Source organism: Tardiphaga robiniae, from assembly GCF_001618955.1.
Taxonomy (GTDB): domain Bacteria; phylum Pseudomonadota; class Alphaproteobacteria; order Rhizobiales; family Xanthobacteraceae; genus Tardiphaga; species Tardiphaga robiniae_A.
Genome location: NZ_LVYV01000005.1, coordinates 82,814 through 106,823 on the forward strand (window position 1 = coordinate 82,814; position 24,010 = coordinate 106,823).

Genomic DNA, 24,010 nt, shown 5'->3' on the forward strand with positions numbered 1-24,010 from the left:
GATCTCTGTTGACATGCCGTTTGACGAATGCTGCCTTACCGTGTCTGAGGATGCGGGGCAGTCATCATGAAAATCTACGGCGATCTGAATTCCGGCAATTGCCTGAAGGTGAAGTGGGTGAGCGATCACCTCAAACTTCCCTATACGTGGATTGATATCGACACCAGCAAGGGCGAGAGCCGGACGCCGGAGTTTCTGGCGCTTAACGGCGCCGGCCAGGTGCCGACCGTCGTGCTCGACGACGGCCGCCCACTCGCGCAATCCAACGCCATCATCCGCTATCTCGCGCGTGGCAGCGATCTGATCCCGACCGACGCCTATGGCGCCGCCAGGATGGATGAATGGCTGTTCTGGGAACAATACAGCCACGAGCCCTATATCGCGGTGTGCCGCTATCAGATCGTCTATCTCGGCAAGACAATTTCGGATCTCGATCCTGAGAAGCTCAAGCGCGGTTATTTCGCGCTCGCTCGCATGGAGCATCACCTGACAACGTCGCGTTTCCTTGTCGGAGATCGCGTCTCGCTGGCCGACGCGTCGTTGCTGGCCTATACGCGCGTGGCCCATGAGGGCGGCTTTCATCTCGACGGTTACGCATCGATCAGGCGCTGGATCGCCGACAGCGAGAAGGCGTTGGGCATCGTATGAGCACGAAGATCGTACTGCGGCCGGCGCAGCGCGAGGACGTCGCAGCGATCGTGGCGATGCTGGCCGATGATGCGCTCGGCCGTGGCCGCGAGCGCATCGAGGATCCGTTGCCGAAATCTTATTACGATGCCTTCGACAAGGTCGCGCATGATCCAAATATCCAGTTGATGGTTGCAGAAGGTGGCGACGGCAGCGTGGTCGGATGCCTGCAGCTCTGCATCCTGCCGGGCTTGAGCTCGCAGGGCGCTTCGCGGGCGCTCATCGGGGATGTTCGTGTGTCGACGACGCTGCGCAGCCAGGGCATCGGCGAACAACTGGTGCGATGGGCCATTGGCGAGGCACAGGCGAGGCACAGGCGAGGGGATGCAAACTCGTCGAGCTGCTGACGCATCAGACCCGGGTCGATGCCCAGCGATTCTACAAACGGCTCGGTTTCGCTGACAGCCATGTGGGGATGACGTTCCGCTTCTAGGCCACGCGCGATCACCATGCCGTGCGGCGGACGCCGCGCGGCGCCGTCATTGCAAGGCATCAGCAAAACCGGTGGTGGTACGCCGGACCGGCGACGTCATCCGGCCATCAATGACGCGTGATAGCCCGGAAGTCGCTTGACGCTCCAGGTCGGTTCCCATATCCACGCCAGTGGGACACCTCCCCCCAACGGGAGGCTAGCTATCTGGAAGGATAGAACATGACTGCAGCGAAGCCTTCTTCGCGGCCCAACGTGCCGCATTTCTCCTCCGGCCCCTGCGCCAAGCGCCCCGGCTGGACCCCCGAAAAACTCTCTGACGCAGCTCTCGGTCGTTCGCACCGCGCCAAGATCGGCAAAAACAAGCTCAAGCTCGCGATCGATCTGACGCGCGAAGTGCTTGAAGTGCCCGCCGATTACCGCATCGGTATCGTGCCGGCCTCGGATACGGGCGCCGTCGAAATGGCGCTGTGGTCGTTGCTCGGGCCGCGTCCGGTCACCACCATCGCCTGGGAATCCTTCGGCGAAGGCTGGGTCTCCGATATCGTCAAGGAGCTGAAGCTCAAGGATGTCACCAAACTGCATGCCGGCTATGGCGAACTCCCCGATCTCGCACAGGCCGATCCGAATTCGGACATCGTCTTCACCTGGAACGGCACGACCTCCGGCGTGCGCGTGCCGAATGCCGACTGGATCAAGGCCGACCGTGAAGGCCTGACCATCTGCGACGCCACTTCGGCCGCCTTCGCGCAGCCGCTCGACTGGGCCAAGCTCGATGTCGTCACCTTCTCCTGGCAGAAGGCGCTGGGCGGTGAAGCCGCGCATGGCATGCTGGTGCTGTCGCCGCGCGCCGTGGCGCGTCTGGAGAGCTATACGCCGCCGTGGCCGCTGCCGAAGATCTTCCGCATGACCAAGGGCGGCAAGCTCAACGAAGGCATCTTCGTCGGTGAGACCATCAACACGCCGTCGATGCTGTGCGTGGAGGATTATCTCGATGCGCTCGGCTGGGCCAAGTCGGTCGGAGGCCTGAAGGCGCTGATCGCACGTGCGGACGCCAACACCAAGGCGCTCGCGGACTGGAAAGCGAAGACGCCGTGGATCGACTTCCTCGCGGCCGATCCCGCGATCCGCTCCAACACGTCGGTGTGCGTGAAGGTGATCGATCCTGCGATCACCGCGCTATCGCCGGACGCGCAGGCTGACTTCGCGAAGAAGCTGGTCGCGGCTGTCGAGAAGGAAAATGCCGGTTTCGACTTCGCGCATTATCGCGATGCGCCGGCTGGTCTGCGCATCTGGTGCGGTGCCACGGTCGAAGCCAAGGACGTCGAAATCCTCAAGCAGTGGATCGACTGGGCCTTTGCCGAGGCCAAGGCCTCGCTCGCAAAAGCGGCCTGAGCAGCTTCGCTAACCTCGCCCCGCATTTGCGGGGAGAGGTCGGCGCGTAGCGCCGGGTGAGGGGCCTTGCATGGCGTCTCACCAAACTCAGCGTTTGCGGGTCGAAAGCGGCCCCTCATCCCGACCTTCTCCCCGTAAGAACGGGGAGAAGGAGAAGCATTCGCTTAGCTACTTTCATTCCACATCGGCGCCGTGCGCCGTCCCTCCTTTCGCGGAGGGTGAAGGAGCCCATCATGACCGCCCCCAAAGTTCTCATTTCCGACGCTCTCTCTCCCGCCGCCGTGCAGATCTTTCGGGATCGCGGCATCGACGTGGACTTTCAGCCGAACCTCGGCAAGGACAAAGACAAGCTCGCCGAGATCATCGGCAACTACGACGGCCTCGCCATCCGCTCGGCCACCAAGGCGACCGCGAAGATTCTCGAGAAGGCGACGCGCCTGAAGGTGATCGGCCGCGCCGGCATCGGCGTCGACAATGTCGAAATTCCCGCGGCGACCGCCAAGGGCATCATCGTGATGAACACGCCGTTCGGCAATTCGATCACCACCGCCGAACATGCGATCACGCTGATGCTCTCGCTCGCCCGCGAGATTCCGCAGGCCGATGCATCGACGCAGGCCGGCAAGTGGGAGAAGAACCGCTTCATGGGCGTCGAGATCACCGGCAAGACGCTGGGCGTGATCGGTTGCGGCAATATCGGCGCCATCGCGGCCGACCGTGCGCTCGGCCTGCGCATGAAGGTCATCGCCTTCGATCCGTTCCTGTCGCCGGAGCGTGCCAAGGATATCGGCGTCGAGAAGGTCGAGCTGGATGAGCTGTTCAAGCGTGCCGATTTCATCACGCTGCATACGCCGTTGACCGAGAAGACGAAGAACATCATTGATGCCGCTGCCATCGCCAAGATGAAGCCCGGCGTGCGCATCATCAATTGCGCGCGCGGCGGTCTGGTCGACGAGCAGGCGCTGGTCGATGCGCTGAATAGCAAGCATGTCGCCGGCGCTGCCTTCGACGTGTTCGTCGAGGAGCCGGCCACCAAGAACGTGCTGTTCGGCCACCCTAACGTGATCTGCACGCCGCATCTGGGTGCATCGACCACCGAAGCGCAGGAGAATGTCGCGCTGCAGGTCGCCGAGCAGATGTCGGATTATTTGCTGTCGGGCGCGATCTCCAACGCGGTCAATTTCCCGTCGATCACCGCGGAAGAAGCGCCGAAGCTGAAGCCGTTCATCGAACTCGCCGAGAAGCTTGGCTCGTTCGCGGGCCAGCTCACCGAGACCGGCATTGCCAAGGTGCAGATCACCTATGAAGGCGCGGTGGCCGAAATGAAGATCAAGGCCCTGACGTCTGCTGCATTGAGCGGGTTGCTGCGGCCAATGCTCGGCGACGTCAACGTCGTCTCCGCGCCGGCCGTTGCCAAGGAGCGCGGCATGGTGGTCGATGAAGTGGTGCGCGCGGCGCAGAGCGATTACGAAAGCCTGATCACCGTTACGGTTATCACCGAACGGCAGGAACGCTCGGTGTCCGGCACTGTCTATCATGACGGCAAGCCGCGGCTGGTTGATATCAAGGGTATCCGCGTCGATGCCGAATTCGGGAAGTCGATGATCTATGTCACCAACGAGGACAAGCCGGGCTTTATCGGAAAGTTCGCCTCGCTGCTCGGCGATGCCAAGGTCAACATCGCAACCTTCCATCTCGGCCGCAACGAACAGGGCGGTGACGCCATCGCGCTGGTGGAGATCGACGGCGTTGTGCCGGCCGATGTGCTGAGCAAGGTGCAGGCGCTGCCGCAGGTGAAACAGGCCAAGGCGCTGACGTTCTGAGTGTCTCTTACCTGAGCTGACATTGCCAAAATCCCCGCCCGAAAGGCGGGGATTTTTTCGTTTTGCGGAAAATGTTCACATTCAGGTCGGCGCGGCAGGTTTGCCCCCGCCCGCACGTGTAAGGATTTGGGAACACTACCCCGGTAAGTTTACCGCGAGGAATCAGCGATCGAAAATCGCACGCTCGGGGGAATACAGCCGTGAAGCTCGCCAATATCCGTATTACGTACAAGCTCGTCGTTCTGGTGGCCGTCACCATGATCGGCCTCTGCGCCGCGGGCATTCTGGCCGCCTATATGGTCAAGAGCGAGATGCTCTCCGCGCGAACCGAGCAGCTGAAGTCGATCGTCGAAATCGGAACCAACGTAGCGGCCAGCATCCAGAAGGATGTCGCAGCAGGCAAGCTCACCAAGGAAGCCGCGACCGCCGAGCTGGTACGCCGCATCGAGCCGATGACCTATGACAATGGCAACTATCTGTTCATCTACACGATGGACGGTGAGGTGGTTCATCTGCCGGGCTTCAAGGCGGGATCCAACCGGCTCGACGTCAAGGTCAGTGGCGTTGCCATTACGCGTGAATTCCGCGACGGCGTCGCAGCCAACGGCACGAAGATTCTGACTTACGAATTCCAGAAGCCCAATGAGCAGGTCCCGTCGCGCAAGATGGGCTATGCGGCGGCGCTTCCCGGCTGGAACATGTTTATTGCCACCGGCGCCTATCTCGATGACCTCGACGCCCATCTGAAACCGATCATCTGGGCGCTCGGTCTTGCCATGCTGGCTATTGCCGCAGTGGCGGGTGCGATCGCGTGGCTGATCGGCCGTAGCATCACCAAGCCGCTCGGCATGCTGGGATCGCGCATGGAGTCGCTCGCCAATGGTGCGCTGGATGAAGAAATTCCCGGCGTTGGCCGCGGCGATGAAGTCGGCGCGATGGCCAAGACGGTTCAGGTGTTCAAGGACAATGCGCTGCGTATCCGCTCGCTCGAACAGGTCGAGGCGGATGCTCAGGGCCGTATCGCCGCGGAGCGCCGCGCCGCCATGGAGGCGATGGCCACGGATTTCGAGCGCAGCGTGACCGGTATCGTTCGCTCGGTCTCGACCGCGGCGGTCGGCATGCAGAGCACCGCGCAGTCGATGACCGCGACGGCGAGCGATGCAAGCTCGCGCGCCGCGACGGTCAGTGCAGCTTCGACGCGCTCGTCCGACAATGTCAGCACGGTTGCGGCGGCTGCGGAGGAATTGTCGGCGTCAGTCAGTGAAGTGCTGCGTCAGGTATCGGCTTCCAGCGAGATCGCCAGCAAGGCGGTGGGCGATGCCGAGCGCACCAATGCGACTGTTCAGATCCTGTCGAGCGGCGCTGAGAAGATCGGCGAAGTGGTACAGCTGATCCACAGCATTGCCTCGCAGACCAATTTGCTCGCGCTCAATGCGACCATCGAAGCCGCACGTGCCGGCGAGTCCGGTCGCGGCTTCGCGGTGGTGGCATCCGAAGTGAAGGCGCTGGCCAGCCAGACCGCAAAGGCTACCGAGGAAATTTCGGCGCAGGTCGCCGCCATGCAGGCATCGACCAGCGAGGCCGTTGCATCGATCGGCGCCATCACCGGCACCATCGCCCAGATGAGCCAGATCACCAACACGATCTCTGTGGCGGTGGAGCAGCAGGGCACGGCGACGCAGGAAATCGCGCGCAACATTCAGTCGGTGTCGGCCGGCGCGAATGAGATCAGCAATCATATCGGCGGCGTCAGCAGCGCAGCCGAGGCCACCGGCTCTGCGGCGTCACAGGTGCTGTCGAATGCAAAGGAGCTGGAGAGCCAGTCCGGCATGCTGCGCACCGCCGTGGATGAATTCCTCGCCAAGGTGAGAGCGGCCTGAGTCAAATCCTTCCCCGAGCGCGGCTTTGCTGCGCTCGGGGAGCTACCAGGCTGGGACTTGCCTGAACTATTGAGCTTCGGCCGCTGCGTCGTATCGCTGCACCACCAAATTTAAATCTGCACAATGATAGTTCATGTAGGTTCTAAAATACCTTTAGTGCGACTTTTGGCGCATTCGAGGTAACCTATAACCGCGGTTGCAGAAATGGAACTACACACCGCTTCACGAACTCGAAACCACACCCTGCAATGGTGAATCGCTCATTTCAGCGCGCCTTACAGGGATACTTCCCATGAATCGTTTGAAAATTTCGATCGGCCTTCGCCTCTACAGCATCATTGGCTTGAGCTTTCTTGGCCTCGCCGGGCTGGCCTGGATGCAGCTGAACACCCTCGGCGACTCCCTCAAGCAGCAGCGCCAGAGCGAATTGACCCATCTCACGGAGCTGGCGCTCGGCATCGCGCAGGAAGAGTACGCGACGATCCAGCGTAGCGGTGTGTCGGACGAGGCCGCTCGCAAGACCGCTGCGGCGCGTATCGGCAAACTGCGTTACGGCAATGGCGATTACTTCTGGATCAACGACCTGCAGCCGCGCATGGTGATGCATCCGATCAAGCCCGAGATGAACGGCAGCGACCTCTCCGGCAACAAGGATCCGAACGGCAAGCGGCTGTTTGTCGAATTCGTCGATGTCGTGAAGAAGCAGAAGGCCGGCTTCGTCGATTATCTTTGGCCGAAACCCGGCAAGGACGCACCGCAACCGAAGCTCTCTTATGTCGTCGGTTTCGAGCCCTGGGGCTGGGTCATCGGCACGGGCGTCTATATCGACGATTTGCAGGTACAGCTCTGGGAGAGTGCGCGCACTGTGATGATCGCGGCACTCGCGGTCATTGTCATTCTCGGCGCGCTCGCCTGGATGATCGGTCGCAGTATCACTGTCCCGCTTCGCCGGCTCGGCGCGCGCATGCGCGGTCTCGCCGATGGCGCGCTGGATGAAGCGATCCCCGACGTCGACCGGGGCGACGAGATCGGCGCCATGGCCACAACGGTTCAGGTATTCAAGGACAATGCGGTGCGTATCCGTGGCCTCGACAAGATCGAGGCGGAATCCCAGGCCCGTGCTGCTGCCGAACGCCGTGCGGCGATGGAGAGCCTCGCCGACGATTTCGAGCGCAGCGTCAACGGCATCGTGCGTTCCGTCTCCACCGCCGCGGCCGGTATGCAGAGCACCGCGCAGTCGATGACGGCCACAGCAAGCGACGCGAGCTCGCGCGCATCGACGGTCGGAGCGGCGTCGGCGCGCTCATCTGACAATGTGAGCACGGTTGCGGCAGCGGCCGAGGAACTGTCGGCATCGGTCAGCGAAGTGTTGCGTCAGGTGGCGGCCTCCAGCGATATCGCCAGCAAGGCCGTGGGCGATGCGGAGCGCACCAATGCGACGGTGCAGCAGCTCTCCAGCGGCGCCGAGAAGATTGGCGAGGTCGTGCAACTGATCCACAACATCGCATCGCAGACCAATCTGCTTGCGCTCAACGCGACCATCGAAGCGGCACGCGCCGGTGAATCCGGCCGTGGCTTTGCGGTCGTCGCGTCGGAAGTGAAGGCGCTGGCGAGCCAGACGGCAAAGGCGACCGAGGAAATCTCCGCGCAGGTTGCGGCGATGCAGGCGTCGACGCAGGAGGCTGTCAACTCGATCAACGCCATCACCGGCACGATCGCGCAGATGAGCCAGATCACCACGACGATCTCGTCGGCAGTGGAAGAGCAGGGTTCGGCCACGCAGGAGATCGCGCGCAACATCCAGTCGGTTGCCGCGGGCTCGAGCGAGGTCAGCGCTCATATCGGCGGCGTCAGCGCAGCGGCGGAAGCGACCGGGACGGCGGCCTCGCAGGTGTTGTCGAATGCCAGGGAGCTCGACACCCAGTCCGGCATGTTGCGGACGGCGGTGGACGAATTCCTGACCAAGGTGCGTGCTGCGTAAGGAGTGGCCTCCCTCCCTCCCTCCAGCGTAGCGAAGCTACGCGCAGTGGGGTCTGGCGGACGAATTCGTCCGCCGTAGTCGGCCGAGCGAAGCGGAGGCCGGGGTGGGGTGTCTCAGCAAGCTCTGCGCTTGCGGCACCCCCACCCGACCGGCCTGACGGCCGGCCACCCATGGCGGACGAATTCGTCCGCCAGACCCCACAAGGGGGAGGGACAAGAAAGCAAGCGCCTCAACGTAAAAAGCCCTCCCTTGCGGGAGGGCTTTCGTCGTTCAGGCGGGTGCCTGCTCGCGTTGCTTACTTCGCCTTCAGGAAGTCGGCGACTTCGAGCAGCACGAACTCGTTGTCATCGGCCTTGTTCGGCTCCCGGCTCGACGAGAATGGCAGGTTGTTGTCGTTGCCGACGATGATGTGGGTGGCATCAACCTGGTCGACATTCTCGATGGTGAAGAACGGGAAGGTCAGCACGCCGTCATTCAGCGGTTTGCGGGCCAGCTTGTTCGGGTCCTGGATTTTCATCAGGTCGATGAAACCAATCTTGCGAACGGGCTTGCCGACATTGGCGTCGTTCAGTTCGATCTTGTAGACCTTTTTGAACTTGGCGAGATCCGGGAAGCAGTCTTCGCCGCGCTTGCCGTCGGCGCAGGCCTTGTCCTTGGTGCCTTCGCCGTTGTCGCGTTCGATGATCAGGCCGTTGTCGGCGGTGATCATGTTGAAGTCGCCGATGGCATTGCCGTTCTGTTCGAACACGTACTGCCAGTAGCGGCCGGTGAACTTCTCGTTGGCGACGTCGAATTCCAGGATGCGCGAAGCTTCCTTGCCGTCGACCTTTTCCCAGTCCTTCTTCTCGGCATCCCAGATCGGGCCTTCGAGCAGGCCGTAGAGGAACTTGCCATCCTTGGAGGAGGCGAAGCCTTCATAGCCCTTGGAGCGGCGCAGGTTGACGGTGGTGTAGGTGGCGCCCGGCGCGCCCGGCGACTGCACCGACCAATGGTCAGGCGAACGCACCGGCTTGCCGTCGGCGACGGTGTCGAACACAGCCAGAACCTTGCCGGTCTTGTCGGCCTTGATGATGTAGGGCCCGAATTCCTCGCCGATCCAGAAATTGTCGCCGACGATCTGGAAGCCTTCGGTGTCGACATCGGCGCCGGTCAGGTAGCGCTTGGCGGTGTCTTCATGGACGATGCGGAACGGCACCTTCTTGTCGGGATCGTGCAGGAACACGGTGGCCTGACGCTCGACCTTGCCGTTCTTCCAGTCGATCTTGTGATGATTGAGATAGATCATGTAGTCGGCCGAATTGTAGCGCGAGCCGGCGCCATTGTCGGTCAGCACCCAGAACGAACCGTCGGGCATCACCTTGATGCCGGAATGGCCCTGCAGCGGCTGGCCCTTCATCGGCAGCGAGATGCCGGTGGCGCGCTCATAGGACTTGCCCATCACGGTGCCGAGCGCGTCGACGCGCTTGCCGGTCGTGTATTTGCCCGAGGTCTTCAGGTCGTTCGGCGCATCCGCAGGCGCATCGATGGTCGCCGTCGCCGGCAGCACGGCATGGCCGGCGAGCTTGGCGGGGAATTCGCCTTCGGTCTGGGCGAAAGCGGCGGACGTGAGCATGACGAGGGAAGCGACGGAGCAGAGGAATGTGCTGCGCATGGTTGTCTCCTTTGTGGTGACCATGCGCGGTGTTCTGGGGGGCAGGCGTTACGCTGCGCTGACAGTTCCGTGACGACTGGGTGACAGTGGGGGAAAGAGCTGCGGCATGGGGTCGCCGCGGCTGCGGGTTAGGTCACAGCCTCTCCGCCATCGTCTCCGCCTCGCACGCCAAAGGCAGGCGTGGGGCGGAGAGACGAACGGTGCTGCTTCTCTACTGCTTCTCGATCCCCGCATCCGTGATCAGCTTCTCCCACACCTTGAGCTGATCCTTCAGGAAGGCATCGAACTCTTCCGGTGTACCGGAGAACGCTTCCATGCCGCGGTTGGCGAGGTCTTTCTGGATCTCGGGGCGTTCGACGATCTTGCGGATTTCGGCGTTGAGCTTGACGACGATGTCCTTCGGCATGTTGGCCGGGCCGAGATAGCCCTGCCACGAGGTGATGTCGAAGCCCTTCACGCCGGCCTCGTCCATGGTCGGCAGATCTGGCAGCAGCTTGGAGCGATGTTTGGTAGTCACCGCGAGCGACTTCAGCGCCTTGGCGTTGACATGGGGCAGGCCGGTCGGGACGTCGACGAACATCATGCTGACGCGGCCGGCGATGACATCGGTGAGCGCGGGTGGTGAGCTCTTGTAAGGCACGTGCAGGAGATCGAGCCCGGCGAGGCGGGCAAAGGTCGCACCCGAGACGATCGCCGACGAACTGCCTGATGCGTAGGAGTACTTGCCCGGCTCCTTCTTGGCCAGTGCGACCAGCTCTTCGACCGAGTTGGCAGGAATCTCGGGATTGATCACCAGCATGAAGGGCAGGTCGCCGGTGCGCGCGATCGGCGTGAAATCCTTGATCGGATCATAGCTCATGGTCTTGAGCAGATAGGGATTGGCCGAATGCGTCGTGTTGGTGGTCACGAACAGCGTGTAACCGTCGGCGGGGGCGCGGGCGACGAAACTGGCGGCGATCGAGCCATTGGCGCCGGCCTTGTTGTCGATCACGGTGTTGGCGTTCAGCGCGGTGCCGAGCTCCTTGGCGATCAGGCGCGTCGTGGTGTCGGTGCCACTGCCGGCCGCGAAAGGGAGCACCAGCGTGATCGCCCGGTTAGGATAGTTCGCAGTTTGTGCGATGGCGTCCGGCGTCGCCAACAGCAGCGCTCCGATAAACGATGCGCTCGCCACACCGCGAAGAACTGAAAGTCCGTGCATTCCGCTTTTCTCCCTGAATCGGCCTTGGTAGCCCATATTTGTTGCGGGCAAACTAGCGGAGGTCGATGACGCACGGAAGCGGAAAGGTATGCAGTTCAGGTTAGTGCGCTGTCGATGGTGTAGGCCATGCATCGACGTCTGCAGCACCGGGGCGACCTTATCGCGTTCGTGAGCGACAGCACTTGCAGACGGCCGCTGATCCGCAGCGTCTTCGCGTCGGGGTCGATGCGAATGCCGGGGGGGGGGGGACGTCTGGAGCACGCACGATCGTTTCGTCGCGGTCCTTCTCGTCGCCGCTACTGCTTCCCGACCAGCGACAGGTTCAGCGCCGCGCAGCGCAAAGCTCTTTGACAAATGCAAAGCAACTCCTATATAAATTAGAATAATTCTAAATTAAGTAAGGTATTGATATGAAGGCGTTTTCGGAGCTCACCGAACGCGAGGTGCTGGCGGTTGCGATCTCCAGCGAGGAAGAGGACAGCCGGATCTATCTCAGCTTCGCCGAGGATCTGGCAGAGCGCTATCCCGATTCCGCGAAAGTCTTCAGCGAGATGGCCGAAGAGGAAAAAGGCCATCGGCATCTGCTGTTGCAGATGTATGAGGAGCGCTTCGGACCGAACCTTCCGCCGATCCGGCGCGAAGACGTCAAGGGCTTCATCCGCCGCCGGCCGATCTGGCTCACGCGTAACCTGTCGCTCGACACCATCCGCAAGGAGGCCGAGAGGATGGAGTTCGAGGCCGAGCGCTTTTACGCGAGGGCGGCCGAGCAGGCGACGGATGTCGGCGTTCGCAAGTTGCTGGGCGATCTGGCCGAGCTGGAAAAAGGACACGAGCATCTCGCGGCCAAATTATCGAATGCCATCCTGACGTCCGACGTTCGTACGATCGAGGACAACACCCGCCACCGGATGTTCGTCCTGCAATATGTCCAGCCAGGTCTTGCGGGCTTGATGGACGGCTCCGTATCGACGCTGGCGCCGCTGTTTGCGGCCGCGTTTGCAACACATCACAACTGGCAGACATTCCTTGTTGGCCTCGCCGCGTCGATCGGCGCCGGTATCAGCATGGGTTTCGCCGAAGCGCTGTCGGACGATGGCTCCATGACCGGACGCGGCTCGCCGTGGCTGCGTGGCGGCATCTGCGGGCTGATGACTACGCTGGGCGGTCTCGGCCATACTCTGCCTTATCTCGTACCGGACAGCTGGCCGAATGCATTCTGGATCGCGACGGCCATCGCGGGTGTTGTCGTTTTTTTTGAACTCTGGGCCATCGCCTATATCAGAGCGCGCTATATGGATACGCCGTTTCTGCAGGCCGTCTTTCAGGTGGTGCTTGGCGGCGTCATCGTTCTGGCGGTGGGAATATTGATCGGAGGCGCGTGAGAGTCACCGCCGCGATGCGATGAACACGCCTGATAGCACCAGCACGTAGCCGATGAGGTGAAACAGTTGCGGCTGCTCGCCGAGAAACGCGATCGCCAATACCGAGCCGAACACCGGCATCAGATGCAGAAATGGTGCCGCGCGATTCGGGCCGATCAGTGCGATGCCGCGATTGAAGAACAGATAGGCCAGCGCGGACGGAAAGATCATGGCATAGGCGAGCGTCAGCAGCGTTACGGTGTCGAAGATCAGCGGTGAACCGGAATTGAGTTCCCAGATGCTGACCGGCAGGGTCAGGATCGCGCCGCCGGCGGTGGTGAAAGCAATCAGCGACATCGGGTGCGTCACCGGCCGCCGTAGCATCAGCGCCGAATAGATGCCGAACACCAGGAGCGCTGCGAACAGCATCGCATCGCCCTTGTTGATCTGGATACTGGCCAGTGCGGTGAGATCGCCGCGCAGGATGATGATCAGCACGCCGGCCATGGAGACCACGATGCCGAGCAGTTGCGCCAGCGTCAGCCTCACGCCGAACAGGATCAGCGTCCACAGCGCGACGCAGAGCGGGCCCGACGACTGGATCAGCAGCGCATTCAGGGCCTGCGTGTATTTCAGGCCCCAATAGGCCAGTACCGTATTGGCAGCGAAGCCGGTCAACGCCAGCATGGTCATGAGAGAAAGCTGCGCGCGGAGGACCGGCCAGTCCGTGCGCAGATGCGTCCAGGCGAAGGGCAGCAACAGGAAAAAGGCACCGATCCAGCGCACGCAGGCCAGTGTCACCGGCGGGACGTGGCCGGCGACATAGCGGCCGAGCACGATGTTCCCGGCCCAGAACAGCGAGGTGAGGCTGAGCAGGAGATAAGGCTGGTTGGCGAACCAGCCGACGATCGTTTGTCGCGGTGGAGCGGAAGGGGTCATCGGCTCGATGGTCAATGCAACCTGCCATAGGCGGCAGTTCGCCGGGTGGCACAAGTCACGCTGGCGCGCGGGCACCATGCGCGGCAGCGGAGCGAGCATCGGTGGATGCGTCGAATGGACGCCGGGAATGAGGCTCGATTCAGGTATTCAGATGCCGAAAAGCATGCAAAATCAGACGATTATACCTTTTCCGCCAGGCGAACATTAACTGCTTTCGAACGGCTAGCCGATAGAACTGAATCATAATGATGGAACTTGTTTCCTGAATTGCGGGTCCGGATACCTCGGCCACGTTGTGCAGTGAGTGTGTCTGGAGCCGTTCGGCTTTGAGCGTACGACCGAGGGGTCGGCGCGACAGGAGATCGCAATGCCGTTGTCCGCCTCCCAACCCAAAGCCGGCCGCCGCCGGGGTCTCGGTCTTGGCCCGCGCATCATGTTGATGACCGTCTCCGGCATTCTCATCCTCGGCGTCTGCATCACGCTGGTCGCCAAATATGTGCTCGAACAGGGCGCCACCAAATCCGCGACGGAGCGGGTCGAGGCCAACATGCGCGTCGCCTGGAACGTGCTGCGCGAGAGCGGCGACAAATACAGCATCGCGGATGGCAAGCTGCTTGCGGACGGCAAGCCGCTGAACGGCAATTTCGCAGCGGTCGACAAGATCAAGACGCTGGTGGGCGGCACCGCCACGATCTTCATGAACGATACCCGCATCTCGACCAATGTGATGAAGCCGGATGGTACGCGTGCCATCGGCACGCAGCTGGCGAAAGGGCCGGCCTATGAGGCGATCTTCACCGGCAAGACCGCGTTCCGCGGCGAAGTGGCCATCCTCGGCGAGCCGTATATGACCGTCTATGATCCGATCTTCGACGCCAGCCGCAACGTGATCGGCATCCTTTACGTAGGCATCAAGAAGGTCGAGTTTCTCGAAACCGCCAACGACACGCTCTGGACCATTATCTATGCGACTCTCGGCGTGATGCTGCTCGCCATCGTTGTCAGCTATGTTGTGGCGCGCAGCAGCGTGGTGCGTCCGTTGAAGGCAAGCATCGCTACCATGAACCGTTTGGCGATGGGCGATCTGTCCGTCGATATTCCGGCGACAGCGCGTCGCGACGAGATCGGCGAGATCATGACGGCGCTCGGCGTGTTCAAGGCCGGTGGCCTCGAAGTCGAACGCATGAAGACCGAGCAGATCGCCACAGAGAGCCGCACCGCCGAACAGCGCAAGGCGGACATGATGAAGCTCGCGGCCGATTTCGAGGGCGCCGTCGGCCAGATCGTCGAGACCGTGTCGTCTGCCTCGAAGGAACTGGAAGGTTCGGCCACTACATTGACGGCAACATCGGATCGCTCGCAGGCTTTGGCGATCGCTGTGTCGGCGGCGTCGGAAGAAGCTGCGACAAACGTGCAGTCGGTTGCATCCGCCACCGAGGAGATGTCGTCGTCGGTGCACGAGATCAGCCGTCAGGTGCAGGGCGCTGCGCGCATTGCCAGCGAGGCGGTTGCGCAGGCTGACAACACCAACAACCGCGTCGGCGAACTGGCGACGGCCGCGGCACGCATCGGCGATGTCGTCGAGCTGATCAACAATATTGCGGGGCAGACCAATCTGCTGGCGCTCAACGCCACCATCGAAGCCGCGCGCGCCGGTGAGGCCGGTCGCGGCTTTGCGGTGGTTGCCGCGGAAGTGAAAGCGCTGGCCGAGCAGACCGCGAAGGCCACTGGCGAGATCAGCCAGCAGGTCAGCGGCATCCAGAAGGCGACCGGGGATTCGGTGTCGGCTATCAAGGAGATCTCTATGACCATCGGTCAGATGTCGGAGATCGCGTCCGCCATCGCATCGGCCGTTGAAGAGCAGGGCGCCACCACGCAGGAGATTTCGCGCAACGTGCAGCAGGCCGCAGCAGGCACGATGCAGGTGAGCGCGAACATCACCGACGTGCAGCGCGGTGTCGAAGAAGCAGGCTCCGCCTCGTCGCAGGTTCTGTCCGCAGCGCAGTCACTGTCGAGCGAAAGCACGCGACTGAAGCATGAGGTCGGCAACTTTCTGCGCTCGGTGCGCGCCGCGTAACTATCCACCGCGAAAGAAAAGAATCTCATGCGCGAAGGCGCCCCAATTATTTCCGGGCAGAAATAATCGTCGCGCTTTGGCTGCATCTTGCTGAGAAAAATATCCGCTGGATTTAGAATCATTAAAATCTGCGGCAGTGATGTCACACTGCCGCAGAATGCTTGTTGTTTGGAACGCTTCTATTGGCGGTGACGCTGCCGTCCCTCTAACTCCGATCCATCATATGAGGGCATCCATCATCGAATATGTCGATGCGGATGGGACTTTGGGGATCATCTTGAACAACACCATTCGTCTGTCGCGTTTCGCGCTTTTGTCGTCGGTCTGCGCACTCAGCGTCGTCACGCTCGATACGTCGCTGGCGCAGTCCAGTTCCACGCAGAGCGGCGCGCAGCCTTTGCCGCCTGTGGTCGTCAATCAGCCCAATCAGCAGCGACGCCGTGCGACGACCGCACCGAGCCGCACGCCGCGCGCCCGCACCGCCGTTGCGCCGCGCGCCGTGCAGCCGCCGCGGACCAACGTGTTTGTGGAAAGCCCGCGCGGTCCGATCCAGGGTTACGTCGCCAATCGCAGCTCGACCGGCACCAAGACCAACACGCCGATCAATGAAACGCCGCAATCGATCTCCGTCGTCGGCGCAGAGCAGATCCGCGATCAAAAGCCCCGTAGCTTCGATGACGTCCTGCGCTATGTGCCGGGTGTTGCAGCTGGTACCTTTGGCGCGGACTTCCGCAACGACTGGTTCCTGATCCGCGGCTTCAAGTCCGACGACAACAGCGTGTTCCTCGACGGCCTGCAGCTGTTCTACACGTCCTATGCGAGCTGGAAGCTGCAGCCCGCCAACATGGAGCGCGTCGAAATCCTGCGCGGTCCGTCGTCGATTCTCTATGGTGGTTCAAGCCCGAGCGGCCTCGTCAATGTCGTCAGCAAGATGCCGCGGGCCGAGCCGATCCGTTATGTCGAAACCGGCGTCGACAATTACGGCAATGCCTATTTCGGTTTCGACATCAACACGCCGATCAAGCTGGCGCCGGGCAATGGCGAACTCTACACGCGCGTCGTCGGCCAGGTGCAGAACGGTGGCACGCAGACCGACTTCACGCCGAACAACAACTACTTCATCGCGCCGTCACTGACCTGGAAACCCAACGTCGACACCACGCTGACGATCCTCGGCTCGGCCTCCTACAACGAGACCCGTCCGGCCCAGTTCCTGCCTTACGTCGGCACCGTCACCAACGCGCCGTTCGGGCGTATTCCCACCAGCTTCTACGGCGGCGATCCGAGCACCGATAGTTTCAAGCGCGAGCAGGAAATGCTCGGCTATCAGTTCGAGCATCATATGTCGGACAATGTCACTTTCCGCCAGAACGCGCGTTATGCCCATGTCGACGTAAACTACACGGGCATCACCGTGGGTGACGGCGTGGCGTTCGGCAACAGCTACGCCAACGTCGCGACCGGCGACCTGAAGCGTTACGGTTTCGCCACGCGCGGTATCGCCGATCAGGGCACCTTGGACAGCCAGGTGGAGTATCGCTTCACCACCGGCATTCTGAGCCACACCGCGCTGTTCGGCCTCGACCTGAAGACCTACTCCATCAACGACACGCAGGGCACTAACCCCGCTTATCCAAACATCAATGCACTGAACCCGACTTATTCCGCAGCATTGCCGCAGATCCGGTCGGCGCCTGATTTCAACAACTATCGCGACGGAAGTCAGACGCAGAACCAGCTCGGTCTCTATCTGCAGGATCAGATCAAGCTCGATCGCTTCACCCTCGTTCTCAGCGGTCGTAACGACTGGGTCAGTAATACCCGCTTCGACCTTGGCGGGGGTGGATCGACGCTCTCCCGCGACGACAGCCAGTTCAGCGGTCGGGCCGGCCTGATCTATAACTTTGACAACGGTCTGGCGCCCTACGTATCGTATGCTACGAGCTACAATCCCGTGGTCGGACTCAATTTCTCGACAGGCACTTTGTTGCTGCCGGAAACCGGCCAGCAGGCCGAGGTCGGCGTCAAGTATCAGCCGGTTGGCTTTGACGGTCACTTCAGCTTTGCCTATTTCGACCTCAAGCGTCAGAACGTGCTGACCACCAACCCGCTCAACCCGTTGCAGTCGATCCAGAACGGTGAGCAGACGTCGCGCGGTCTCGAACTAGAGGCCGTCGCCAATCTCGCGCCGGGCCTCAAGGTTGTCGGCTCGTTCACGACTTACAATCTCTTCGTGAGCAAGGACGGCGACGCGACGATCATCGGCAAGGTTCCGACGAATACACCGCGTCAGCTGGCGTCAGCTTGGGCCGACTATACCTTCCAGGATGGCATCCTGCGCGGCTTCGGTTTCGGCGGCGGCGTACGCTACGTCGGTGGCTCATTCGCCGATAACATCAACACGCTCTCCGTGCCGTCGCGGACCCTTGGCGATCTCGCCGTTCACTATGATTGGCAGAACTGGCGGTTTGCTGTGAATGCCAACAACGTCACCGACGAAATTTACGTCGCCAACTGTTCGTCCGCGAATGCCTGCTTCTACGGCGATCGCCGCCGCGTGACCGGCAGCATCGGCTACAAGTGGTAACGGTACGGGCGATCGGGACAGCACGACAATAGGTCGCTGCACGTCCCACTCGCCGCATGGTCGCCACGTCAAAATGATCAGCCAATGTCGTCTCCGGTTTGCCGGGGACGACATTGGCTATTTCGGCCTGGCGAATGAAGAAGGATCGATCCCCTGAAAGCGCGTACGGCTCGCATCTGGTCGCTGATCCACAAATGGACCAGCCTTGTCTCCACCGTCTTCCTGCTGCTGCTGTGCCTCACCGGCCTGCCGTTGATCTTTCATCATGAGATCGACGAGGCGCTCGGCTATGCGCCGAAGATGGACGTGCATGCGCCCGGTGCGGCGAAGCTCAGCCTGGATGCCATCGGCCGCGCGGCGATCGCGGATCATCCCGGCAGTGTGTTGCTCTATATGGCCTGGGACAAGGACGAGCCCGGCATGGTCTCGACCTTCACCAACGCGTCGGTGACCTCTGATCCGCAGACCACCGTGGTGAAGGCATTCGATGCCTATACGGCGAAGCCGGTTGGTCTGCTCGGCACCGGCCCGATGCTGGTGATGTTGCGGCTGCATACCGACATGTATCTCGGGCTTCCCGGCAAGTGGTTCATGGGCCTCATGGGCTTCCTCTTCATGGTCGCCATCATCTCCGGCGTGGTGCTGTACTGGCCGTTCACCCGCCGGCTGAATTTCGCAGCGATCCGCAAACAGAAATCGCGCCGGGTGTTGTGGCTCGACTGGCACAATCTGCTCGGCGTGATCACCATCGTGTGGGCGCTGGTGGTCGGCGGCACCGGTGTTATCAACGCCTATGCCGAAGTCATGCTCGGCATCTGGCAGCGCAATGAACTGGCCGCCATGGCCGCGCCCTATGCCGGCAAGCCGACGCCGACGCAATTGGCGTCGCTGGACAAAGTTGTCGGCAATGCCATGAAGACGACGCCCGGCATGGATCCAGCCTTCATCGCATTCCCCGGCACGCCGTTCACATCGACGCATCACTTCGCGGTCTTCCTACGTGGCGATACACCGCTGACGTCACGACTGGTGAAGCCGGTGCTGCTCGATGGCGAGACAGGTGATGTGTCCGACACCAGCGAGCTGCCGACCTATCTGAAAGCCGTGCTCGTCTCGCAGCCGCTGCATTTCGGCGACTATGGCGGCATGCCGCTGAAGATCATCTGGGCGCTGCTGACCGTGTTCACCATCATCGTGCTCGGCAGCGGGCTGTATCTGTGGACGGTAAAGCGCAGCAAGGTCAGGCGCGGCGCGCGGCTGTCTGCCGGCGTGACGGCAGCGATCGGGCCATCGTCATGAGCGAGGTGCGGGAGCGCAGGGCGAACTGGTGGCGCGTGTTCGGCGCGCCGATCGTCATCGGCGTCTTATCGCTGGCAGGCTTGCTGTCGGCGCTGCTCGCCGGCGATCCCGGCCGCTATTTTGCGTGGTTCGGCGTCGGGCTGCCGATCGCGATCGTGGTGTGGGCGTATTGCCGGAAGTGACGGATGAGCGAAACGCAATCCACCACGTCCCCGGCATAGTAAGGCCAACGACGGACTCCGCTTTCGGCTAATCCGTCGTTGGCCAATGAGGCTACCAGCGGCGATCCCAGTTATTGTTCCATCCATTGTCCCAGTCGTTGGGCTGACCGCGCATCGCGCGGCTCTGCCCGCGGCGCTGGTCGCCATAGGCCAGCATCGGGTTCTGCATGCAGTCGCCGCGCTGGCCGCTCACGGTAGCCATGCACTGGTTATAGGAGGTGAACGTACAGCTCGGATTGAAGCCGGTGGCCGAGGTGCGCGAGCACCATGGATATTCGCGGGCCATGGAGGGCGTGGCGCCCATCACGACCAGAAGTGCAGCTGCTGTCAGGATTGAGCGCATGTCGATTCTCCCTTGAGGTCTGAAATCGATAATGCGCAGCTTACATCGCCGTTCCCGCCTGCGACAGCGCGTCGTGATCACACCGGCATATCCAAGCTTCAAACAGCGGTGATGCGCATCAGTCCGTCAGTGTGGCTGCCATCGCATCGAGCGCTGCCCGTGCGGCCTCCGGCGCGATCTCGATCTGCAGCCCGCGCTGGCCGCCATTGAGATAGATCGTATTTTCCGACAATGCCGCCTGTTCCATGGCGACGGGCACGCGCTTCTTCTGTCCGAACGGGCTGATACCGCCGACGTGATAACCGGTCATGCGTTCGGCATCGGCCGGGCGCATCATCTTCGCGCTCTTGCCGCGAAACGCCGCGGCCAGCTTCCTCATGCTGACCTCCTTGTCGGAGGGCACCACGACGCAGACCGGCTTGCCATCCACCTCGGCCATCAGCGTCTTCAGCATGCGCTGCGGCGCAATGCCGAGTGCCTCCGCTGCCTGCAGGCCTATGCTCTCGGCGTTCGGATCGTAGTCGTAGGTGTGCAGGGTGAACGCGGCGCCGAGCTTGCTCAGCGTCTGCGTGGCACGGGTGGTTTTCGACATGGGCTGCTCAAGCAGTGGTGAATTCAGACGACCTCGGACACGGGCTGCATGTCGATAGCAAAACTTTCGAGGAATTTCGAGGTCATGATGTAGAAGCCGACCGAGAGCTGCAATTCCACCAGCGCGCCCGGCGTCAACTTGGCTGCGATCGCCTTGAAGGTCGCGTCGGTAGGGCGATGCAGCGCGACGATCTCGTCGGTGAAGGCCAGCGCTGCGCGTTGCGTGTCATCGAAACATGTCGCCGCCTGCCAGTTCTCCAGCGCAGCGTTCTGTTCGTCTGACACGCCGACATAGCCGCCGATGCGCTTGTGCGCGGCGACTTCATAGGGCGCCTCGCAGAGAATGCCGGTGCGGGTGATCGCCAGTTCGCGGATGACGGGATCGAGCTCGCCCTTGTTGCGGATGGCGCCGCCGAGCCGGCAATATTGTTCGAGGTAGCTGGGCGAATGCGCCATCATGCGGAAGATGTTGGCATTGCGGTTCTTGCCGAGGATCTCGCGGGTGCGTTCGCTGGCTGCGGCGGGATCGCTGTAGTCGATGCGGGCCATGGGTCCTCCCTTGAGATCGCCGTCGGGCCCTCCTGATGGGGCGTGTTCGGGCGAATAGCCGTGCCGTTGTAGCCGAGCAGGGATAGCTCTGCCAGATCGCGATCGTCAGGCCCGCGTGTCGTATTCAACATTGCAGGCGCCTGCACATAGTGATCAAAGGGGCGTCCGCCATTCTGGCAGAGCCGCGCGCTGGTCCCGATTCAATGACAAAAAGAAAAGACCCAAAGGACGTTTCGAGCGACGTTTCTTCTCGCAAGACAGGTATTCGGCTGTTCGTCCCCATCCTGGCCGGGGCACGGCTTGGCGAGCGCATGATTGCTTGCCTGGGTGCACTGCTGGGCATCGTGCTCACGGGATTGATCTGCCGATCTGTGCTGGGCGACAGCTCCAGCCTGCCGCTGATCGTGGCGCCGCTGGGCGCTTCCGCTGTCCTGCTCTTCGCGGTTCCCACCAGTCCGCTGGCCCAGCCTTGGGCGATCATCGGCGGTAACACCATCTCGGCTCTGATCGGCGTCGCTGTCGCGCATGTGGTGCCCGATCAGATCCTGGCGATCGGCTTCGGCGTATCGCTCGCCATCGCCGCGATGTCCTTTGCGCGCTGCCTGCATCCGCCCGGCGGCGCCACGGCGCTGACGGTCATCATCGGCGGGCCCGTCGTGACCGCGGCGGGATATCTGTTTCCATTCGTGCCCGTTGGCCTGAACTCGGTGCTTCTGGTCGGGCTCGGCTATCTGTTCCACAAGATCTCGCGGCGGACCTATCCTCACAGGGCGCCGGTGCCATCAGCAAATCCGCATCAGACATCGGATATCAGCCCGGAGCTGCGGGTCGGCTTTGGTGCCGAGGATATCGACAAGGCGCTGGAAGCACTCAGCGAGACTTTCGATATCAGCCCCGACGATCTCGAAACGTTGCTGCGGCAGGTCGAACTGCAAGCCATGTTGCGCTCGCACGGCACGATCCTGTGCGGAGACATCATGTCGCGCGATGTCGTCACGGTTGGATTGCGGGATAGTGCTGAACTCGCCCGCTCGCGGCTGCTCTTGCACAATGTCCGCACGCTCCCCGTTCTGGGCATGCAGGGACAGCTCGTCGGAACGGTCGGCCTCCGCGAGTTGATGAAAGAATCGGGCGATGTCGGAAAATCCATGTCGCCCGCAGCGACGGCAGCGATGCTGACGCCCGCGGTGACCTTGCTGCCGACGTTGACCGATGGACGAACGCACGCCGTCATCATCGTCGATCAGGACCGCATGATTCAGGGGCTGATCACCCAGACCGATTTGCTGAGCGCCGTCGCGAAGCTTGTTCCTGTTGCCGTGTAAGGGATCGCGCACCTGCAAGTCCGCGGACGGAATGATGTGCAATTCGGTTGAACAATCTGTAGCTGGAGATATGGTTCTCGCGCAGCGTTAATACTCACAGCGGGGCTGTCATGCGATCTTCACGAATTCCCGTTCTGAAGCTTGTGCTCGGCCTCGGCATGTTCGCCGTCGCGTTTTGCAGTGCGGGCGTCATCGCAGAGGAGGGACGGGCCGTCGTGTGGCCTACCCAGGGCTGGCAGACATCGACGCCGGAAGAGCAGGGCGTGGACCCGGCAGCGCTCGCCAGGCTGGTTGAGTCCGGTGCTCGTCAAAGCATGGACAGCATTCTGATCGTGCGCCACGGCAAGATCGTACTGGATGCGTATTACGCGCCGTACAGCGCGGACATGCCTCACGTGGTCAACTCCGTCACCAAGGCCGTGATCGGCACGCTGACGTCATTCGCCTTGAAGGATGGTCTGCTGACGGGCACCGATCAGCCGGTGCTGCCATTCTTCGGCGAGCGCAGCATCCTCAACCTCGATGACAGAAAGAAAGCCATCACGCTTCAAGGTCTGCTGGACATGACCTCCGGACTGACGTGGGAGGAAGGGCTCGGCGAAGGACCACCGCTGTCGGTGATCGACATGGAGCGAAGCCGGAACTGGATCGAGTTCATCCTCAATCGACAGATGGCCGCGACGCCCGGAGACGGCTTCAATTACAATAGCGGCAATCCGCATATGCTGTCCGCGATCCTCACCAAGGTAACGGGGATGAGCACGGAGGATTACGCCAAGGCGAGGCTGTTCGGCCCGCTGGGTATCACGGCATGGAAATGGAGGCGCGATCCGCAGGGCGTCTCGACCGGCGGATACGGTCTGGCGCTGCACCCGCGCGATATGGCGAAGTTCGGCTATCTCTATCTGCGTAATGGCGAGTGGGAGGGTAAACCGCTGGTGCCGCGGGACTGGATAGACAAGGTGAACCACGCCACGGTGGACATGCACCTCTCATTTGCTCCGGCATGGCGTTATTCGAATTTCTTCTGGGCTCTTCCCGACAGCAACGTCTATTGGGCGAGTGGCTATCATTGTCAGTTGATCGTGGTCTATCCAGCGCTGGATCTCGTGGCGGTGACAACAGGCAGAAACGGCTGCGCCGTGACGGCTCTCCTGCCGTCCATCGCGGCATCTATCAAATCCGAGACTGCAATACAGCCGGACACGGCCGGCACAGAACGACTGGCGAGCGCCATCCGCGCCATATCGACAGAGAAGCCGTCAGAGGTAGGACCGACGCCAGAGATCGCATCGACGATCTCTGGCAAGACCTATGCGTTCGCCCGCAATCCGCTGGGCGTGAAATCGCTGACGCTGACATTGGTCGGCCCGAACCCGCATTATGATTTCGAACTCTACAGCCGCAATTCGGCGCGGCCGCCTGAGATGATCAGCGGCCCTATCGGGCTCGACGGACTGTATCGCAAGGGAAAGGACACACCCTATGGGCCGCTTGCCGTGAAGGGACGGTGGCTGGATGATCATGCGTTCGAAGTCGAGCGGATCAATATCGGCGCGAGCGAGCTATCGCGGAAATGGACGCTGTCATTCGATGGAGACAAGGTCAGTCTTCGCGGCAAGAACTTTGAAGGTGTCGATGTCGCAATCGACGGACAGTCGGGCGGTTGATCG

General features: G+C 61.9%; 18 protein-coding genes and 1 pseudogene. 13 read left to right on the forward strand and 6 right to left on the reverse strand.

From position 1 onward, the window contains the following. Positions 1 to 66 precede the first annotated feature (66 nt). From A4A58_RS09360 to A4A58_RS09385, 6 genes and pseudogenes are all read left to right on the forward strand, one after another. Positions 67 to 648 carry a glutathione S-transferase family protein gene (locus A4A58_RS09360; RefSeq protein ID WP_068731237.1) on the forward strand — a complete coding sequence of 194 codons (582 nt, stop codon included), beginning with the start codon at positions 67 to 69 and terminating at the stop codon, positions 646 to 648. Continuing rightward, positions 645 to 1,120 (forward strand): annotated as a pseudogene (locus tag A4A58_RS09365) (GNAT family N-acetyltransferase). The gene A4A58_RS09360 and the pseudogene A4A58_RS09365 overlap by 4 nt, the downstream one beginning before the upstream one ends. A gap of 219 nt (positions 1,121 to 1,339) precedes the next feature. Further along, positions 1,340 to 2,512 (forward strand): phosphoserine transaminase, encoded by a 1,173-nt coding sequence (locus A4A58_RS09370; RefSeq protein WP_068731239.1) that lies wholly within the window; start codon positions 1,340 to 1,342, stop codon positions 2,510 to 2,512. Between the two features lie 233 nt (positions 2,513 to 2,745). Beyond that, on the forward strand, positions 2,746 to 4,335 hold the full coding sequence (serA, locus tag A4A58_RS09375; RefSeq protein ID WP_068731381.1) for a phosphoglycerate dehydrogenase: 1,590 nt from the start codon (positions 2,746 to 2,748) through the stop codon (positions 4,333 to 4,335). A 200-nt stretch (positions 4,336 to 4,535) separates the two neighbouring features. After that, positions 4,536 to 6,215, forward strand: a complete 1,680-nt coding sequence (locus tag A4A58_RS09380) for a methyl-accepting chemotaxis protein (RefSeq protein WP_068731241.1) — start codon at positions 4,536 to 4,538, stop codon at positions 6,213 to 6,215. A gap of 292 nt (positions 6,216 to 6,507) precedes the next feature. Then, positions 6,508 to 8,196, forward strand: coding sequence for a methyl-accepting chemotaxis protein (locus A4A58_RS09385; RefSeq protein WP_068731242.1), 1,689 nt, complete (start codon positions 6,508 to 6,510; stop codon positions 8,194 to 8,196). 295 nt (positions 8,197 to 8,491) lie between these two features. Here A4A58_RS09385 and A4A58_RS09390 read toward each other — a convergent pair whose 3' ends face one another. Continuing rightward, positions 8,492 to 9,847, reverse strand: coding sequence for an esterase-like activity of phytase family protein (locus tag A4A58_RS09390; RefSeq protein WP_068731243.1), 1,356 nt, complete (start codon positions 9,845 to 9,847; stop codon positions 8,492 to 8,494). Between the two features lie 211 nt (positions 9,848 to 10,058). Further along, entirely contained in the window at positions 10,059 to 11,045 is a 987-nt protein-coding gene (locus A4A58_RS09395) for a Bug family tripartite tricarboxylate transporter substrate binding protein (RefSeq protein ID WP_068731244.1), read from the reverse strand. A gap of 410 nt (positions 11,046 to 11,455) precedes the next feature. On the opposite strand from A4A58_RS09395, the gene mbfA reads away from it, so the two are divergent. Then, positions 11,456 to 12,427 carry an iron exporter MbfA gene (gene mbfA / locus A4A58_RS09400; protein WP_068731246.1) on the forward strand — a complete coding sequence of 324 codons (972 nt, stop codon included), beginning with the start codon at positions 11,456 to 11,458 and terminating at the stop codon, positions 12,425 to 12,427. A gap of 3 nt (positions 12,428 to 12,430) precedes the next feature. Here mbfA and A4A58_RS09405 read toward each other — a convergent pair whose 3' ends face one another. Next, positions 12,431 to 13,345, reverse strand: a complete 915-nt coding sequence (locus A4A58_RS09405; RefSeq protein ID WP_068731383.1) for a DMT family transporter — start codon at positions 13,343 to 13,345, stop codon at positions 12,431 to 12,433. A 367-nt stretch (positions 13,346 to 13,712) separates the two neighbouring features. Here A4A58_RS09405 and A4A58_RS09410 point away from each other — a divergent pair, with 367 nt between their 5' ends. The 4 genes from A4A58_RS09410 (at position 13,713) to A4A58_RS09425 (ending at position 19,490) form a co-directional block, all read left to right on the forward strand. After that, positions 13,713 to 15,422 carry a methyl-accepting chemotaxis protein gene (locus A4A58_RS09410; protein WP_068731247.1) on the forward strand — a complete coding sequence of 570 codons (1,710 nt, stop codon included), beginning with the start codon at positions 13,713 to 13,715 and terminating at the stop codon, positions 15,420 to 15,422. 223 nt (positions 15,423 to 15,645) lie between these two features. Further along, positions 15,646 to 18,009, forward strand: a complete 2,364-nt coding sequence (locus A4A58_RS09415; RefSeq protein WP_086937010.1) for a TonB-dependent siderophore receptor — start codon at positions 15,646 to 15,648, stop codon at positions 18,007 to 18,009. A gap of 186 nt (positions 18,010 to 18,195) precedes the next feature. Next, the gene (locus tag A4A58_RS09420) at positions 18,196 to 19,308 is read left to right on the forward strand and encodes a PepSY-associated TM helix domain-containing protein (protein ID WP_244499715.1); all 1,113 of its coding nucleotides are present in this window, start codon (positions 18,196 to 18,198) and stop codon (positions 19,306 to 19,308) included. Beyond that, a complete protein-coding gene (locus tag A4A58_RS09425; protein ID WP_068731249.1) occupies positions 19,305 to 19,490 on the forward strand; it encodes a hypothetical protein in 186 nt (61 codons plus the stop codon). The genes A4A58_RS09420 and A4A58_RS09425 overlap by 4 nt, the downstream gene beginning before the upstream one ends. 91 nt (positions 19,491 to 19,581) lie before the next feature. Here the strand turns inward: A4A58_RS09425 and A4A58_RS09430 are convergent, their stop codons facing one another. The 3 genes from A4A58_RS09430 to A4A58_RS09440 form a co-directional block, all read right to left on the reverse strand. Beyond that, positions 19,582 to 19,872, reverse strand: a complete 291-nt coding sequence (locus tag A4A58_RS09430; RefSeq protein WP_068731250.1) for a DUF3551 domain-containing protein — start codon at positions 19,870 to 19,872, stop codon at positions 19,582 to 19,584. A gap of 118 nt (positions 19,873 to 19,990) precedes the next feature. Beyond that, positions 19,991 to 20,464, reverse strand: coding sequence for a Cys-tRNA(Pro) deacylase (ybaK, locus tag A4A58_RS09435; RefSeq protein WP_068731251.1), 474 nt, complete (start codon positions 20,462 to 20,464; stop codon positions 19,991 to 19,993). 23 nt (positions 20,465 to 20,487) lie between these two features. Further along, complete coding sequence (locus A4A58_RS09440; protein ID WP_068731252.1) at positions 20,488 to 21,012, reverse strand: carboxymuconolactone decarboxylase family protein; 525 nt, start codon at positions 21,010 to 21,012, stop codon at positions 20,488 to 20,490. A 203-nt stretch (positions 21,013 to 21,215) separates the two neighbouring features. Between A4A58_RS09440 and A4A58_RS09445 the strand changes: the two genes are divergently transcribed. Beyond that, a complete protein-coding gene (locus A4A58_RS09445) occupies positions 21,216 to 22,337 on the forward strand; it encodes an HPP family protein (RefSeq protein WP_068731253.1) in 1,122 nt (373 codons plus the stop codon). Positions 22,338 to 22,447: 110 nt separating this feature from the next. Beyond that, the gene (locus A4A58_RS09450; protein WP_081421789.1) at positions 22,448 to 24,007 is read left to right on the forward strand and encodes a serine hydrolase domain-containing protein; all 1,560 of its coding nucleotides are present in this window, start codon (positions 22,448 to 22,450) and stop codon (positions 24,005 to 24,007) included. Positions 24,008 to 24,010: the final 3 nt, after the last annotated feature.

What these genes read in the sequence shown, in the direction of transcription:
- A4A58_RS09385 (WP_068731242.1), top strand. Translation starts at nt 6,508, where the DNA reads ATGAATCGTTTGAAAATTTCGATCGGCCTTCGCCTCTACAGCATCATT.
- A4A58_RS09395 (WP_068731244.1), bottom strand. Translation starts at nt 11,045, where the DNA reads ATGCACGGACTTTCAGTTCTTCGCGGTGTGGCGAGCGCATCGTTTATC.
- serA (WP_068731381.1), top strand. Translation starts at nt 2,746, where the DNA reads ATGACCGCCCCCAAAGTTCTCATTTCCGACGCTCTCTCTCCCGCCGCC.
- A4A58_RS09415 (WP_086937010.1), top strand. Translation starts at nt 15,646, where the DNA reads ATGAGGGCATCCATCATCGAATATGTCGATGCGGATGGGACTTTGGGG.
- A4A58_RS09445 (WP_068731253.1), top strand. Translation starts at nt 21,216, where the DNA reads ATGACAAAAAGAAAAGACCCAAAGGACGTTTCGAGCGACGTTTCTTCT.
- A4A58_RS09360 (WP_068731237.1), top strand. Translation starts at nt 67, where the DNA reads ATGAAAATCTACGGCGATCTGAATTCCGGCAATTGCCTGAAGGTGAAG.
- A4A58_RS09370 (WP_068731239.1), top strand. Translation starts at nt 1,340, where the DNA reads ATGACTGCAGCGAAGCCTTCTTCGCGGCCCAACGTGCCGCATTTCTCC.
- A4A58_RS09440 (WP_068731252.1), bottom strand. Translation starts at nt 21,012, where the DNA reads ATGGCCCGCATCGACTACAGCGATCCCGCCGCAGCCAGCGAACGCACC.
- A4A58_RS09390 (WP_068731243.1), bottom strand. Translation starts at nt 9,847, where the DNA reads ATGCGCAGCACATTCCTCTGCTCCGTCGCTTCCCTCGTCATGCTCACG.
- ybaK (WP_068731251.1), bottom strand. Translation starts at nt 20,464, where the DNA reads ATGTCGAAAACCACCCGTGCCACGCAGACGCTGAGCAAGCTCGGCGCC.
- A4A58_RS09450 (WP_081421789.1), top strand. Translation starts at nt 22,448, where the DNA reads ATGCGATCTTCACGAATTCCCGTTCTGAAGCTTGTGCTCGGCCTCGGC.
- mbfA (WP_068731246.1), top strand. Translation starts at nt 11,456, where the DNA reads ATGAAGGCGTTTTCGGAGCTCACCGAACGCGAGGTGCTGGCGGTTGCG.
- A4A58_RS09410 (WP_068731247.1), top strand. Translation starts at nt 13,713, where the DNA reads ATGCCGTTGTCCGCCTCCCAACCCAAAGCCGGCCGCCGCCGGGGTCTC.
- A4A58_RS09405 (WP_068731383.1), bottom strand. Translation starts at nt 13,345, where the DNA reads ATGACCCCTTCCGCTCCACCGCGACAAACGATCGTCGGCTGGTTCGCC.
- A4A58_RS09425 (WP_068731249.1), top strand. Translation starts at nt 19,305, where the DNA reads ATGAGCGAGGTGCGGGAGCGCAGGGCGAACTGGTGGCGCGTGTTCGGC.
- A4A58_RS09430 (WP_068731250.1), bottom strand. Translation starts at nt 19,872, where the DNA reads ATGCGCTCAATCCTGACAGCAGCTGCACTTCTGGTCGTGATGGGCGCC.